The organism is Streptomyces sp. NPDC127595, assembly GCF_042671685.1.
In the GTDB taxonomy this organism is placed as follows: Bacteria; Actinomycetota; Actinomycetes; order Streptomycetales; family Streptomycetaceae; genus Streptomyces.
Genome location: NZ_JBHXWK010000006.1, coordinates 419,713 through 432,578, shown reverse-complemented (window position 1 = coordinate 432,578; position 12,866 = coordinate 419,713). Strand labels below are relative to the sequence as shown.

Here is a 12,866-nt window from a genome sequence, read left to right as displayed (position 1 = left end):
CGGGGCCTTCCTGGGTCCCGCCCCGCACCCGTATGTGACACTGCCGCCATGATTCGTCCAGCCACCCCCGCCGATGTCCCCGTCATCCACGCCCTGGTGCGCGAACTCGCCGAGTACGAGAAGGCGCTGGAGGAGGCGCGGGCCTCCGAGGAGCAGTTGCGGGAGGCGCTGTTCGGGGAGCGGCCGGCCGCGTTCGCGCATGTCGCCGAGGACGCGGCGGGGGAGGTGGTCGGGTTCGCGCTGTGGTTCCTGAACTTCTCGACGTGGCGCGGGGTGCACGGGATCTACCTGGAGGACCTGTACGTACGGCCGCAGGTGCGGGGCGGCGGGCACGGGAAGGCGTTGCTGACCGAGCTGGCGCGGATCTGCGTGGAGCGCGGGTACGAGCGGCTGGAGTGGTCGGTGCTGGACTGGAACCAGCCGTCGATCGAGTTCTACGAGGCGCTGGGCGCGCGGCCGCAGGACGAGTGGACGGTGTACCGGCTGACGGACGGTGCGCTCGCGAAGCTGGGTTCGGGATCAGGGGCGGGGGACTGACTTCCGCTCACGGTTCCAAGCTCGGGCTCGGGGGACCTACCGTGGCTCACGGTTCCGGGCTCGGGGAACTGACTCTCGCCGGCGCTCAGGGCTCCAGTACCACCTTGCCGATCGTGCCCCGGTTCTCCAGGGCGCGGTGGGCTGCCGCAGCCTCGGCGAGTGGGAAGCGGGTGACGGCCGGGGTCAGGCGGCCTGCGGCGGCTTCGGCGAGGGAGCGGAGCTCCAGGGTGTGGACGGGGTTGGGGCCGCCCGCCTTCCGCATCATTGCGACCCCCAGGACCTCCTGGGAGACGCCCTCGACGAGCAGCGGGGCGCCGCCCTCGTGCAGGCCCCCGCCGGACCAGCCGAAGACGAGGTGGGTGCCGCCGGGGCCCAGCAGGGCGACGGACTCGCGGGCCACGGCACCGCCCACCCCGTCGAAGACGACGGTCGCCTTCGTACCACCGAGGAAGGCGCGGACCTTCTCCGGCCAGTCCGGGTCCTTGTAGTCGACGGCCAGGTCGGCGCCGTTCCGCTGGACCAGGGCCACCTTCTCCGGGCCGCCCGCCAGCCCGATGACGGTGGCGCCCGCGTGCTTGGCGTACTGCACGAGGAGCGTGCCGATACCGCCCGCCGCCGCCGGGATCACGGCCACGGAGCCGGGGCCGAGCTCGGCGAACTGCAGGATCCCCATCGCCGTACGCCCCGTGCCGATCATCGCGACGGCCTGCGCGAAGTCCAGGTTCCCGGGGATCTCGTGGAGGCGGTCGACATCGACGACCGCCAGCTCGGCGTACCCGCCGGGGGCGAAACCCAGGTGGGCGACGACGCGCTTGCCGAGCCAGAGGTCGGCGACACCCTCGCCGAGGGACTCGACGGTGCCGGCGATCTCGCGGCCGGGGATCGTGGGCAGGGTGGGCAACTGCGGGAGCGGGCCGCGGATGCCCTCCCGGATCGCGGTGTCGAGAAGGTGAACACCCGCCGCGGCGACGGCGATTCGGACCTGGCCCGGCCCCGGCTCGGGGTCCTCGGTCCGCTCGTACGAGAGGTTGTCGGCCGGGCCGAAGGCGTGCTGGCGGATGGCGTGCATGGGAACTCCTCCGGGTCGTTGTGTACCCAGTCTTTGACCTCAAGCTCGCTTGAGGTCAAGTCGTTGCCGGATCTTGAGTGCCAGGGTCACGGCTTCGAGGGCGCTGTTGAAGGAGACCTCCGAGAGCACGCCGGGGGCGGCGACCTGGTCGCCCGCGAGGTAGACGCCGTCGCCGCGGTCGATGGCGGGGCGGTCGCGCCAGCTCGTGCCGGGCAGGTCGACCGCGCCGGTACGGCCGTTCGCGGTGGCCTCGCGCCGCCAGGTCACGCGCTCCCGCCAGCCGTCGAAGGCGAGGTCGAGCAGGTGCTCGGCGCGGGCGATGCCGTCGGCCCGCGACTCGTGCGGGGCGATCGGGATCTGCCCCTGGATCAGCTGCTCGCCGGCCGGGGCGAGGCCCCGGTCCTGCGCGGTGAACCTCTCGATCCAGCCGGGGGAGTCCAGGTCGGAGACGGCGAACGCGTCGCCGCGCCGGGTGCGTACGGCCAGGTCGATGAGGGCGGTACGGCCGCTCGCCCAGGTCAGCGAGTCGTCCTTGAGGAGGCGGCGGGCGGAGTCGAGGGAGGTGGCGACGATGACGGGGCCGTCCTCGGGAAGCGCGTCGACCCTGGCCAGGGTCTCCATCCGGACGCCGAGATTCCAGGCGCGGGCGGCCATCCGGTCGATGACGGACGCCCAGCCGCCCTTCGGATAGTGCGCCTCCGGAGGCAACTTCGTGGCGTGGCGCAGGCGTTCCTGCACAAAGGCGGCCGAGAGAGAGCCGGGGTCGTGGTGGAAGAGGGCGACGGCGGAGTAGTGCGCCGCCGCCCGGGCGCCCTCCTCGCCGGCCTGTTCCGTGGCCCAGGTCATGAAGTCGACGTCCACGGGCGCCTGTCGGGACGTACGGCGCAGCAGCTTGAGCATCGCGAAGGGCGGGGTACGGCGGAGGGCGCCCCTGTGGTGGAGCCTGAGGCGGGCCGCTTCCAGAGCCGGGATCGGGGCGAGCGGACCGATCAGGTCGCGCTGCCTGAGCCAGGTCCAGTGCGGGCCGCCGCTGTAGAGGGCGTGCGGCCCTTCGTTGGTCTTGTAGGGGCCCTCGGCGGTGCGGGCCCGGCCGCCGAGCGTGTGGTGGGCCTCGTACACGGTGACCTTGGCACCGGTCTCGGCGGCGCTGACAGCGGCGGTGAGTCCGGCGAAGCCGCCGCCGATGACGGTGATGTGGGGCATGGCTGGGGTCTCCCTCTGCTCCGGGGGCGTTGCCCTTCTGCCGTTACGACTGATCGAGCGGCCGGAATGTGACATGGAGAGGGGGAAACGCAGGTCGGGGCGGTTGTCAGTGGCGGGGTGCACGATGGGGGCATGGTGCGGAAAGCGGCGGGCGAGGCGAAGAAGCTGGTCAAGGGAGCACGGCGGCCGGAGGTGCGGTTGCCGCCCCTGGAGCCGTACGGCGGCGCGGGGCTGGAGCCCGACGGGGACTATGACGGCCTCGACTTCCGGGACGTCGACTTCGTCGGGCAGGACGGCGGGGGTGCTCGGTTCATGGACTGCGCGCTGACCGGGTGTGCGCTGGACGAGACGCGGCTGCATCACGCGCGCGTGCTGGACTCCGTCCTGACGGGCATACGGGGCGTGGGCACCGACCTCGCCGAGTCGACCTTGCGCGATGTCGAGCTGGTCGACGCCCGGCTGGGCGGGGTGCAGTTGCACGGTTCCGTACTGGAGCGCGTCCTGGTGCGCGGCGGCAAGATCGACTATCTGAACCTGCGCAAGGCCCGCCTCAAGGAAGTCGTCTTCCAGGGGTGTGTCCTGGTGGAGCCGGACTTCGGGGGTGCGCGGCTCGAGCGGGTGGAGTTCGTGGACTGTGTGGTGAAGGAAGTGGATCTCACGGGGGTGACGCTGACGGACGTGGACCTGCGGGGGGCCGCCGAGTTCACCATCGCGCGGGGGGTGGACCGGCTGGCGGGGGCGGTGATCAGTCCGGCTCAACTGGTGGATCTGGCGGCGGTGTTGGCGGCGGAGATGGGGGTGCGGGTGGAGTAGAGGGCGTCCCGTACTTCCGGGGTTACGCCCGTTTCAGCCAGTCCGGCGTTTGAGGACGAGCGCGTTCAGCGCGACAGCGGGGGTCTGGGGGCGGCAGCCCCCAGGTACGGGACGGGCAGGGGCGGAGGGGGCGAAAAAACTCAGACCCTGCCCCCTCACACCACCCGAGGGAAGCGAGCCTCCAGCGTCCACACCGCCGGATTGTCGCGGAGCCCCTCATGGAGGTCGACGAGGTCGGCGATCAGGTCGTGCAGAAAGTCGCGCGCCTCGCGCCGAAGCTCGGCGTGGGAGAAGGTGAGCGGCGGCTCCTCGACCCGCATCCAGTCGGCCTCGACATCCACCCACCCGAACCGCCGCTCGAAGAGCATCCGGTCCGTCGACTCGGTGAAGTCGAGCTCCGCCCGCTGCGGCCGCGAGGCCCGACTCCCGCGCGGATCCCGGTCGACCTGCTCCACGATGTCGCACAGCGCCCACGCGAAGTCGAGCACCGGCACCCATCCCCAGGCTGTGGACAGCTCCCGGTCCGCCTTGGTGTCGGCGAGGTAGACGTCCCCGCAGAACAGGTCGTGACGCAGCGCGTGGACGTCCGCGCGGCGGTAGTCGGTCTGCGGGGGGTCGGGGAAGCGGTTGGAGAGGGCGTAGCCGATGTCGAGCACGTAGATGATGGTGTCACGCCCTCGTAGGATCACGGACGTGCCCAGACCCTCCGCCACCCGGCCCTCCGCGGTGCCCTTTGCCCTGGCCATCGCCCTGCTGCTCACCGCATGCAGCGGCGGTGTGCAGGGCAAGCCCGGCGCCTCCGGCGTACGCGACCCGTACTTCCCGAAGCTGGGCAACGGCGGCTACGACGTCACGCACTACGGCCTGACCCTCGCCTACGACCCGGGGACCGAGCACCTGACCGGGACGGCGGAGATCACGGCGAAGGCCACCCAGGACCTCAGCGCGTTCAACCTCGACCTGAAAGGGCTGGACGTCGACGAGGTCACCGTCACCAGCGAGGGCGACGGTGAGGGCGAGGGCGAGGGCGGGGGCAAGGCCGGCGCCGCGAACGCCCGCTGGAACCGCGCAGGCCACGAGCTCACCGTGCGCCCGCACGACGACCTCGACAAGGGCGACACCTTCCGCACGACGGTCCGCTACTCCGGCACCCCCGAGACACTCACCGACCCCGACGGCTCGGAGGAGGGCTGGCTGCGCACGGCGGACGGCGCCCTCGCGCTCGGCGAACCCACCGGCTCGATGACATGGTTCCCCGGCAACCACCACCCCTCCGACAAGGCCTCGTACGACATCACGGTCACCGTCCCCGAAGGCCTGCGGGCCGTCTCCAACGGCGAGTTGAAGGACGAGACGACCCTGAACGGCCGTACGACCGCCACCTGGCACACCGCCGAACCGATGGCGAGCTATCTGGCGACGGTCGCGATCGGCCGGTACGGCATCACCCGCTCCACGACGAAGAAGGGCCTGCCGGTGATCGTCGCCGTCGACCCGACGCAGGCCGAGGCGAGCAAGGAGGTGCTCGCGAGCATCCCCGAGGTCATGGAGTGGGAGGAGGCCAACTTCGGCCCGTACCCCTTCTCCTCGACGGGTGCGATCGTCGACCGCGAGGACGACGCGGGCTATGCCCTGGAGACCCAGAACCGCCCGGTCTTCCCCGGCGCCCCGGACACCGGGTTCCTCGTCCACGAACTGGCCCATCAGTGGTACGGCGACTCCGTCACGCCGAAGACCTGGCGGGACATGTGGCTCAACGAGGGCTTCGCCACCTACGCGGAGTGGCTGTGGGAGGAGGACCACGACGGCGACACCGCCGAGGAGACCTTCAACTCCCTCTACAAGGGTGACTACTTCGACGACCCGGAGCTCGACGAGGCCGTCTGGGCCTTCCCGCCCGCCAAGCCCTCCAGCGCCGCACACCTCTCCGACAGCCCGGTCTACGAACGCGGCGCGATGGTCCTCCACAAGATCCGGCAGACCGTCGGCGACGACACCTTCTACGACATCATCCAGGGCTGGGCCGCCGCCCACCGCCACGGCAACGCGGACACCTCCGACTTCACGGCATACGTGGAGAAGTCCGCGCCGGACGCCGACTTCGGCCCGGTCTGGGAGGACTGGCTGTACGGGGAGGGGAAGCCGGCGAAGCCGTGACCGCCCTCTCAGCCGGACGTGGTGGCATGGTCCAACTCGTCCAGCAGGTAAGCCAGTCGGGGCAGCCACACGATCTCCGTCGCGTCGGCCAGCTCTCGCCGGGTCCACCAGCGCCAGTCCAGGATTCCCTCCTCGGCGCGCATGGCGCTGGCATCGGCGCCGAAGCAGGGCTCGCGACGCGGTCCGTGTGTCACGTAGATGTGCTCGTGCTGGCGCACGGGAACCCCGGCCCGGGTGAAGTCGTGTTCCCACGTGCACAACAGTGGCCCGGGGGTGAGATCGGTCCACCCGGTCTCCTCGCGCAGCTCCCGCAGGGCCCCTTCGCGCGGGCTCTCGCCCGGTTCGAGCCCGCCGCCGGGCAGCGCCCAGTGGACGCCCACCTCTTCGTTGTCGTGCCGGAAGAGGAAGACCGAGCCGTCGGGATCGAGAACGGCGATGCGCGCCGCCGGGCGCCGGGTGCGCAGCGTCTTGCGCAACACCGTGCAGGGACGCCGGAGTTGCCGGTCCACGCGCCGCCCGATGACCTCGTACCCGAGGGCGGTCCAGAAGGCGAGGCCACCGGGATTGCTGTCAAGAACGGCCAGCCGCACAGCGACCCGTCCCGCATCCCGGAACCGCTCCTCGACGAGCCCCGCCAACTCCCGCCCGTACCCCCGGCGTTGCTCGCCCCCATCCACGAGGAGCAGCCCGATCCAAGGGTCGGGATCGGCCGGATCGGGATGCCGCGCAAGGGTGATCACCACCCCGAGGAGCCGCCCTCCGGCACTATCGCGGGCGAGGAGCACCTCCCCGTCCGGGTTCGCCAACTCCTCGGCCAGCGCCGCCGCGACCTGCTCCGGGCGGATGTCGTCCGGGTCGGGAAAGTCACCGCTGAGGGCGTGGAAGTCGCGGTTGGAGGCGTAGAGGGCGGTGAGTTCGGTGAGGAGGGGGGACGGGATGTCGGGGGTGGCAGGGAGACCTTCGAGGATCATGCGGGGCAGATTATGGCGAGGGTCTGACAGCGGTTCTGACAGCGGTTCTGGCAGCGCTGCTGCCCGCTGCTGACCGGGCCGCGCTGCCGGCGCGTCGAGGTGGCTGAAACCGTGTGCAAGCGGCACGGCCGCCCGGCCGGGGAATCCTCCCCGGGCGGGCGGCCGTTGGTGATGCTGGTGTGCCGCAGGCGGACGTCAGACGTTCACGCCGAAGTCCTGGGCGATGCCCGTCAGGCCCGACGCGTAGCCCTGGCCGACCGCGCGGAACTTCCACTCGGCGCCGTTGCGGTAGAGCTCGCCGAAGACCATGGCGGTCTCGGTGGCAGCGTCTTCCGAGAGGTCGTAGCGGGCGATCTCGGTGCCGCCGGCCTGGTTGACGATGCGGATGTAGGCGTTGCGGACCTGGCCGAAGTTCTGCGAGCGGGTCTCCGCGTCGTAGATGGAGACCGGGAAGACGATCTTGTCGACGTCGGCGGGGAGGCCCGCCAGGTTGACGTTGATCGCCTCGTCGTCGCCGGCGCCCTCGCCCGTGCGGTTGTCGCCGGTGTGGACGATCGTCTGGTCCGGGGTCTGCTTGTTGTTGAAGAAGATGAAGTGGTTGTCCGAGTAGACCTTGCCCTCGGGGTTGACCGCGATCGCGGAGGCGTCGAGGTCGAAGTCGGTACCCGTGGTGGAGCGGACGTCCCAGCCGAGGCCCACGGTGACGGCGGTCAGGCCCGGAGCCTCCTTGGTGAGCGAGACGTTGCCACCCTTGGACAGGCTTACAGCCATTGTTGGGAGTCCCTTCCCTCGTTGCGTACGCGCACCGTGCTCGTACGTTTGGGCTTCGTACGGGCACGAAGCTACAGCTACCCGTAAGAACGCCACGAGGGGTACCGAAGGTTCCTGCCCGCTTTACTTTCTTTACCTGCTTTCTCTACCTGGGGGAGCGCGTGCCGTTGAAAACCTGGTGACGTGGACCGGACATCCGGGCGACCATGTACCTCATGTCCGGTCCTTACGTCATTCGCGGCTCCGTCGCCCTCCCCGAGGCCGAGCTCCTGTGGCGTTTCTCGCGCTCCGGCGGGCCCGGCGGACAGCACGTCAACACGAGCGACACCCAGGTGGAACTCGGGTTCGATCTCGCGAAGACCAACGCGCTGCCGCCCGTCTGGAAGGAGCGCGCCCTCGACAGGCTCGCCGGGCGGCTCGTCGACGGGGTCATCACCGTCCGCGCCTCCGAGCACCGCTCGCAGTGGCGCAACCGGGAGACCGCCGCCGTACGGCTGGCCTCCCTCCTCGCCGAGGCCTCCGCGCCCCCGCCCAAGCCGCGCCGGGCGACCCGTATCCCACGAGGGATCAACGAACGGCGGCTGCGCGAGAAGAAGCAGCGCTCCGACACCAAGCGCGGCCGCAACGGACGCGACTGGGGGTAAGGCCACCGACCCGGGCTCAGCCCAACTGCCGGTACCTGCCCTTGAAGTACGTCAGCGGGCCGCCGTCCGCGCTCGGCACCGCCGCCGTCAGTACGCGGCCGATGACGAGGGTGTGGTCACCCGCGGCCACCCGCTGCTCGGTCCGGACCTCCAGGGTGGCCAGGGAGCCGCCCACCAGGAGCGCGCCGGACGCCTTTCCGCGGACGTACGGGATGTCCTCGAAGAGGAGACGGTCGCTGATGCGGCCCTTCATGGCGAAGCGGCCCGCGATGTGGCGCTGGCTCTCGGAGAGCACGGAGACGGCCCACAGGGGCTGTTCGGCGAGCAGGTCGTCCATACGGGAGCCGTCGCGCAGGCTGACCATGACCAGGGGCGGGTCCAGGGAGACGGACATGAAGGCCGTCGCCGTCATGCCGACGTCCTCGCCGCCCGGCCCTTCCGGGTCCAGCGCGGGCTCGTGCGCGGTCACCAGGACCACGCCGGCGGACAGCCGGGACATGGCGGCGCGGAACTCGTCGTTGCTCACCCCCTCAGCATGCACGGGAGCGGCACGCGCGGGAGCAGTGGGGGACGCGGCGGCGGGAGCGACAAGGGAAGCAACCGGGGGAGCGACCGGGGAAGCGACCGGGGAAGCGACTGGGGGAGCCGCGGGAGGAGCCGCGGGGGGAGTGTTCGGCACGCCGAAACGCTAGTCTCCGACCTCGGGGCCGCACATCGGTCCCCGGCCCGAGCCAGGTCCTAGGACCACCGACGGACCACCGACGGACCACCGACGGACCACCGGTTGATCACCGGTGGACCACCCGTGATCCGCCGACCGAGAACCGGCCCCGGACACCCGCCGCCACACCCCCGCGGCACGCAACAGACACAATCGCGCACAGCGTGTGCACAGCTCTCCAATATGCGCTCAATAGGTGCATGGAGAAAATGCAGAAACCCCACTCAATTGTTCACGTTCTGCTGTGACTTGAGTCACAGGAGCCATATTTTGTTGACCCTGTGTACCGAGTGAGCAGCGCGCTGTGATTCAGTGACTGGGACGCTACGCGAGAAGCTACCAAGCGGTAGGTCGAAGAAAACCAGGTACGCCAAGGGAACCCTGGAGTTGCTGCGAGGTCTCGAGGGGAGGGCGAATGGAGACCGAGTCGGAGCCCTACGTCCGTCTTGCGACCCTGCGGCAACTGCACACGGTGATGGCGGACATGAACACCGCCCGCAGCCTGGCGGACACGCTGCAGACCGTCGCCGACGGAGTGGTGACCGGCCTCGGGTACGAGCTGGCGTGTGTCAACCTCGTACGCCCGGACGGTGACCTCGTCGTCGCCGCGTTCGCCGGCAACTCCGCCGCCGAGGCACTCATCACCGGCCGTGTCGGCTCCCGCGCCTCCTGGGACCGCCGGCTGACCATGGGTGAGGCCTGGGGCGATCTGCGGTTCATACCCCACTCCGAGGGCTGGATCCTCGACGAGGACGACGTACCGCAGTGGTACACCGACGGTCCCGCGCCCCGCTTCGAGGACGAGTGGCACCCCGCCGACCGCCTCTTCGCGCCGATGTACAGCCCCGGTGTCTCCGGCAGCGGCTGCGGCGAGCTGATCGGTGTCCTGTCCGTGGACCGGCCGCGCAACGGGCGGCATCCCGGCGCGTGGGGGCGCGAGGCGCTCCAGATGTACGCGTTCCAGGGCGCCATCGCCATCAGCAACGCGCGTCTACGAGCGAATATGCAGCGCGCACTTGTCCGCCTGGAGCGGGAGCAGCAGGCGCTGCGGGCCAGCGAGGAGAGCTTCCGGCAGGCCTTCGAGTACGCGCCGAGCGGCATGGCGATCGCGGAGATGGGCGGCGACCAGCACGGCCGGATCCTGCGGACCAACGACGCGCTCTGTCGCCTGCTCGGCCGCCCCGCCTCCGCGATGCGCCGCTACTCCTTCTCCGACCTCGTCCACCCCGAGGACATCGGCACACTGCTGCGGACCTCGGCGGAGGGCGGCCGCGCCGAGCTGAGGCTCTGCCGCCGCGACAACACGTACGTCTGGGTGTCACTGCGCAACTCGGTCGTCGCGGACGCCGCCGACGGCCCCCGGTTCCTGCTCACCCACGTCGAGGACATCGAGGACCGCAAGCGCCGAGAGCTCCAGCTCGCCCACCGCGCCTCCCACGACTCCCTCACCGGCCTGCCGAACTCCGCCGAACTGCGCTCCCGGCTCAGCTCCCGCCTCTGTCAGCGCCCTGCGGCGCTGCCCCCCGGCGCGATCGAGTCCCTCGACGCGGCTTACACGCACGGGCAGCAGCAGTCCGCCACGGGGGCGCTCCCGAGCGGCGAGCACGGCCCGTACGAGGGGAACGGCAACGGGGAGCTCGCCTACAGCGGGAACGGTAATGGGAACGGGCACGCCTTCGACCCGTGGCCCAGCTCCGAGGCGTACGACGCCTTCGACCACCACGTGCACACCATCGCGCCCGAGGGCGAGACGGACGACGGCGCCAAGGGGCTCGCGGTCCTCTTCTGCGACCTCGACGGCTTCAAGTCGATCAACGACCGGTTCGGGCACAACGCGGGTGACGCGGTTCTCATCGAGGTCGCGCGCCGGCTCACCCATGTCGTCCGGGACGGCGACACGGTCGCCCGGCTCGGCGGCGACGAGTTCGTGGTGCTCGCCGACGGGCTCGGCCGGGCCGACGCGCAGGACCTCGCCGTACGGCTGCGGAACGCGATCATTCCGCCCATCAGGGTCGACGGCCGTGCCGTCCGGGTGGGCGCCAGCTTCGGCATCGGGTGGGCGCACTGCGGGATGACGGCGGACGAGGTGCTGAAGTCCGCGGACGAGCGGATGTACATCGAGAAACGGTCTCGTCCCAAAGCGCATCGCCGAGCCGGATAAGTTGCAGGTCAGTGGGGTGACGCGGTGAGGGCACCCGTTTGGCCCAGCGAGACCGGGTAGGCTCGCCATTCATCCGTGCAGTGAATCTGCACCGTCCGCATCTGTACCGCACCCCGCTAGGAGACCAAGGGATGACGCCCGGCAACAACGGCGCGAGCACGCCCGAGGACGATGACCCGTTCGGCTATCTGTACGAGGACGGCCAGGCCAACGGAGCCACCCCGCCCGGTGGAGGCGGAGGCTACGGCTACCCCGGCTCGGTGAACCGGGTGCGTGCGGTCGGCGAGCGTCGTAACGGACCTCAGCAGGGCGGCCAGGCCGCGTACGGTCAGCAGGCCCCGACCGCGCAGTACGGCCAGCCGGCGGCGTACGGTCAGCCCCCGGCATACGGCCAGCAGATCCCGCAGCAGCAGGGCTACGGCCAGCAGAACGCGAACTACGCGGCGCCCGAGACCGTCCCCGGCGGCGCGCCCACCACCCGGCACGCGCCGGTCGGCGACGGTGGCGGGCGTGGCCGCGGATCGAACGGGCCGAACACCAGGGGCCTCCTCATCGGCGCGATCGCGGTGGTCGCCGCCGTCGTCATCGGCATCAGCGTCGCCATGCTCAGCAGCGACTCCGGCGACGACGACAAGGGCGCCACCAACGAGGCCGGTCCGACGCAGTCGGCCTCGCAGAGCGCGTCGCCGAGCGAGTCCGCCGGCGAGCAGCCCGCGGCCGAGCTGCCGAAGGCCGACGCGAAGGTCCTGAACCTGGTAGGTGCCACCACGGCCTCTGCCATCAAGGGCGCCAAGGCCGACGGTGGCGTCTACGTGACGAACTTCAACCAGGTCGGAGCATCCGTGACTTGGAACGTGAGTGGTATCCCCGAGGAAGGCAAGTACACGCTGTACCTCGACTACGGAGTGCCCGGCAAGGACGCCAACGCCACACTCACGGTCAACGGCACGGCCCAGACCCGCCCGCTCAACATGAAGAACTTCGCGAACGCCGCAGAGGGTGACTACGAGAAGGGCTGGACCAACACCTGGGGGAACATCACCCTCAACAAGGGCACCAACGTCATCAAGATCTCGTGCGAGCAGGGCAATCAGTGCGACGCCAACCTTGACCGGGTGTGGCTTGAAGCAGGGTGGAAGTAGCCCGTCCGCACCTTGGCGTGAGGGAGCGTCGGACACGATGTCCGCGACTTCTGGCAAGGATCTGACAGAGCGAGGGTCACGGCAACGACGTTGCCGTGACCCTCGCTCTGTCAGATCAGACTGCCCAATCCGTGCACGAGTTCAGGTAGGTATCCCCCTCGTACCTGGCAACTTGTATGCCCCAGCCGAAGATGCCTGAGCTGTTCGTGGCATAGGAGGTCACGCTGATGGCGTCATCGCCGGAGCCGGTGTAGTCGTAACGCCACGGCCAGTTCTTTCTTACGCCATTGACGTCGGTGGTGACCAGCCGAGCCCTGGCGTGGTGCCCATCGGCCAGGTTGTCCATGTAGGTCATGTTGAAGTCGATCCGGGTGTCAGCTCCGTACCAGTCCGAATAGACGTATCCCCACGCACCAGTAGTCGCGCATTCTGCTTGCGTAGGGTTGGCCTGGGCGGAGCTTGAGGTAGTTACCGTCAGAATCAGAGCACCCAGGGCAGTGCCTGTCAGCTGAGCAGTTCTTCGGAGTTGTGACCTAGTGGGCTTCATGTGCATGACATTACTAGTTCATGTTGAGTTTTGGAGGGTTTTTCCTTCCGGCAGCGGGAGTTCGGACACCTCGGTGACCCGTTGCCATGCATGGGGGTGCGGGGACCGGTGCGATAGGTGACGTCGAGAG

The 12,866-nt window shown here is 70.0% G+C and carries 13 protein-coding genes; 6 read left to right on the top strand and 7 right to left on the bottom strand.

Going from position 1 to position 12,866, the window contains the following annotated elements; translation table 11 throughout:
* Nucleotides 1-48: 48 nt before the first annotated feature.
* Nucleotides 49-537, top strand: coding sequence for a GNAT family N-acetyltransferase (locus ACFVKT_RS21865; protein ID WP_385733891.1), 489 nt, complete (start codon nt 49-51; stop codon nt 535-537).
* Between the two features lie 85 nt (nt 538-622).
* On the opposite strand, the gene ACFVKT_RS21860 is transcribed toward ACFVKT_RS21865, so the two are convergent.
* Both ACFVKT_RS21860 and ACFVKT_RS21855 read right to left on the bottom strand, forming a co-directional pair.
* Nucleotides 623-1,606 (bottom strand): zinc-binding dehydrogenase, encoded by a 984-nt coding sequence (locus ACFVKT_RS21860; RefSeq protein WP_385733889.1) that lies wholly within the window; start codon nt 1,604-1,606, stop codon nt 623-625.
* A 39-nt stretch (nt 1,607-1,645) separates the two neighbouring features.
* Nucleotides 1,646-2,809 (bottom strand): FAD-dependent oxidoreductase, encoded by a 1,164-nt coding sequence (locus tag ACFVKT_RS21855; RefSeq protein ID WP_385733887.1) that lies wholly within the window; start codon nt 2,807-2,809, stop codon nt 1,646-1,648.
* Between the two features lie 132 nt (nt 2,810-2,941).
* On the opposite strand from ACFVKT_RS21855, the gene ACFVKT_RS21850 reads away from it, so the two are divergent.
* Complete coding sequence (locus tag ACFVKT_RS21850; protein WP_385733885.1) at nt 2,942-3,622, top strand: pentapeptide repeat-containing protein; 681 nt, start codon at nt 2,942-2,944, stop codon at nt 3,620-3,622.
* Between the two features lie 155 nt (nt 3,623-3,777).
* On the opposite strand, the gene ACFVKT_RS21845 is transcribed toward ACFVKT_RS21850, so the two are convergent.
* Nucleotides 3,778-4,278, bottom strand: coding sequence for a hypothetical protein (locus ACFVKT_RS21845; protein WP_385733883.1), 501 nt, complete (start codon nt 4,276-4,278; stop codon nt 3,778-3,780).
* A 7-nt stretch (nt 4,279-4,285) separates the two neighbouring features.
* On the opposite strand from ACFVKT_RS21845, the gene ACFVKT_RS21840 reads away from it, so the two are divergent.
* On the top strand, nt 4,286-5,779 hold the full coding sequence (locus ACFVKT_RS21840) for a M1 family metallopeptidase (protein ID WP_385734229.1): 1,494 nt from the start codon (nt 4,286-4,288) through the stop codon (nt 5,777-5,779).
* Nucleotides 5,780-5,787: 8 nt separating this feature from the next.
* Here the strand turns inward: ACFVKT_RS21840 and ACFVKT_RS21835 are convergent, their stop codons facing one another.
* Both ACFVKT_RS21835 and ACFVKT_RS21830 read right to left on the bottom strand, forming a co-directional pair.
* Nucleotides 5,788-6,750: a GNAT family N-acetyltransferase gene (locus ACFVKT_RS21835; protein WP_385733882.1), complete on the bottom strand. Its 963-nt coding sequence runs from the start codon at nt 6,748-6,750 to the stop codon at nt 5,788-5,790.
* A 195-nt stretch (nt 6,751-6,945) separates the two neighbouring features.
* Nucleotides 6,946-7,521: a TerD family protein gene (locus ACFVKT_RS21830; RefSeq protein ID WP_385733881.1), complete on the bottom strand. Its 576-nt coding sequence runs from the start codon at nt 7,519-7,521 to the stop codon at nt 6,946-6,948.
* 215 nt (nt 7,522-7,736) lie between these two features.
* Here ACFVKT_RS21830 and arfB point away from each other — a divergent pair, with 215 nt between their 5' ends.
* The gene (arfB, locus tag ACFVKT_RS21825) at nt 7,737-8,165 is read left to right on the top strand and encodes an alternative ribosome rescue aminoacyl-tRNA hydrolase ArfB (RefSeq protein ID WP_385733880.1); all 429 of its coding nucleotides are present in this window, start codon (nt 7,737-7,739) and stop codon (nt 8,163-8,165) included.
* Nucleotides 8,166-8,181: 16 nt separating this feature from the next.
* On the opposite strand, the gene ACFVKT_RS21820 is transcribed toward arfB, so the two are convergent.
* Nucleotides 8,182-8,691, bottom strand: coding sequence for a flavin reductase family protein (locus ACFVKT_RS21820; RefSeq protein ID WP_385733878.1), 510 nt, complete (start codon nt 8,689-8,691; stop codon nt 8,182-8,184).
* A 610-nt stretch (nt 8,692-9,301) separates the two neighbouring features.
* Between ACFVKT_RS21820 and cdgB the strand changes: the two genes are divergently transcribed.
* On the top strand, nt 9,302-11,047 hold the full coding sequence (gene cdgB / locus ACFVKT_RS21815) for a diguanylate cyclase CdgB (RefSeq protein WP_385733876.1): 1,746 nt from the start codon (nt 9,302-9,304) through the stop codon (nt 11,045-11,047).
* A 131-nt stretch (nt 11,048-11,178) separates the two neighbouring features.
* Complete coding sequence (locus ACFVKT_RS21810; protein WP_385733874.1) at nt 11,179-12,189, top strand: CBM35 domain-containing protein; 1,011 nt, start codon at nt 11,179-11,181, stop codon at nt 12,187-12,189.
* Nucleotides 12,190-12,304: 115 nt separating this feature from the next.
* Here the strand turns inward: ACFVKT_RS21810 and ACFVKT_RS21805 are convergent, their stop codons facing one another.
* On the bottom strand, nt 12,305-12,544 hold the full coding sequence (locus tag ACFVKT_RS21805) for a hypothetical protein (protein ID WP_385733872.1): 240 nt from the start codon (nt 12,542-12,544) through the stop codon (nt 12,305-12,307).
* Between the last annotated feature and the right edge of the window lie 322 nt (nt 12,545-12,866).

What these genes read in the sequence shown, in the direction of transcription:
- cdgB (WP_385733876.1), top strand. Translation starts at nt 9,302, where the DNA reads ATGGAGACCGAGTCGGAGCCCTACGTCCGTCTTGCGACCCTGCGGCAA.
- ACFVKT_RS21865 (WP_385733891.1), top strand. Translation starts at nt 49, where the DNA reads ATGATTCGTCCAGCCACCCCCGCCGATGTCCCCGTCATCCACGCCCTG.
- ACFVKT_RS21835 (WP_385733882.1), bottom strand. Translation starts at nt 6,750, where the DNA reads ATGATCCTCGAAGGTCTCCCTGCCACCCCCGACATCCCGTCCCCCCTC.
- ACFVKT_RS21850 (WP_385733885.1), top strand. Translation starts at nt 2,942, where the DNA reads ATGGTGCGGAAAGCGGCGGGCGAGGCGAAGAAGCTGGTCAAGGGAGCA.
- ACFVKT_RS21805 (WP_385733872.1), bottom strand. Translation starts at nt 12,544, where the DNA reads ATGACCTACATGGACAACCTGGCCGATGGGCACCACGCCAGGGCTCGG.
- ACFVKT_RS21810 (WP_385733874.1), top strand. Translation starts at nt 11,179, where the DNA reads ATGACGCCCGGCAACAACGGCGCGAGCACGCCCGAGGACGATGACCCG.
- ACFVKT_RS21855 (WP_385733887.1), bottom strand. Translation starts at nt 2,809, where the DNA reads ATGCCCCACATCACCGTCATCGGCGGCGGCTTCGCCGGACTCACCGCC.
- ACFVKT_RS21840 (WP_385734229.1), top strand. Translation starts at nt 4,286, where the DNA reads ATGGTGTCACGCCCTCGTAGGATCACGGACGTGCCCAGACCCTCCGCC.
- ACFVKT_RS21830 (WP_385733881.1), bottom strand. Translation starts at nt 7,521, where the DNA reads ATGGCTGTAAGCCTGTCCAAGGGTGGCAACGTCTCGCTCACCAAGGAG.
- ACFVKT_RS21860 (WP_385733889.1), bottom strand. Translation starts at nt 1,606, where the DNA reads ATGCACGCCATCCGCCAGCACGCCTTCGGCCCGGCCGACAACCTCTCG.
- arfB (WP_385733880.1), top strand. Translation starts at nt 7,737, where the DNA reads ATGTCCGGTCCTTACGTCATTCGCGGCTCCGTCGCCCTCCCCGAGGCC.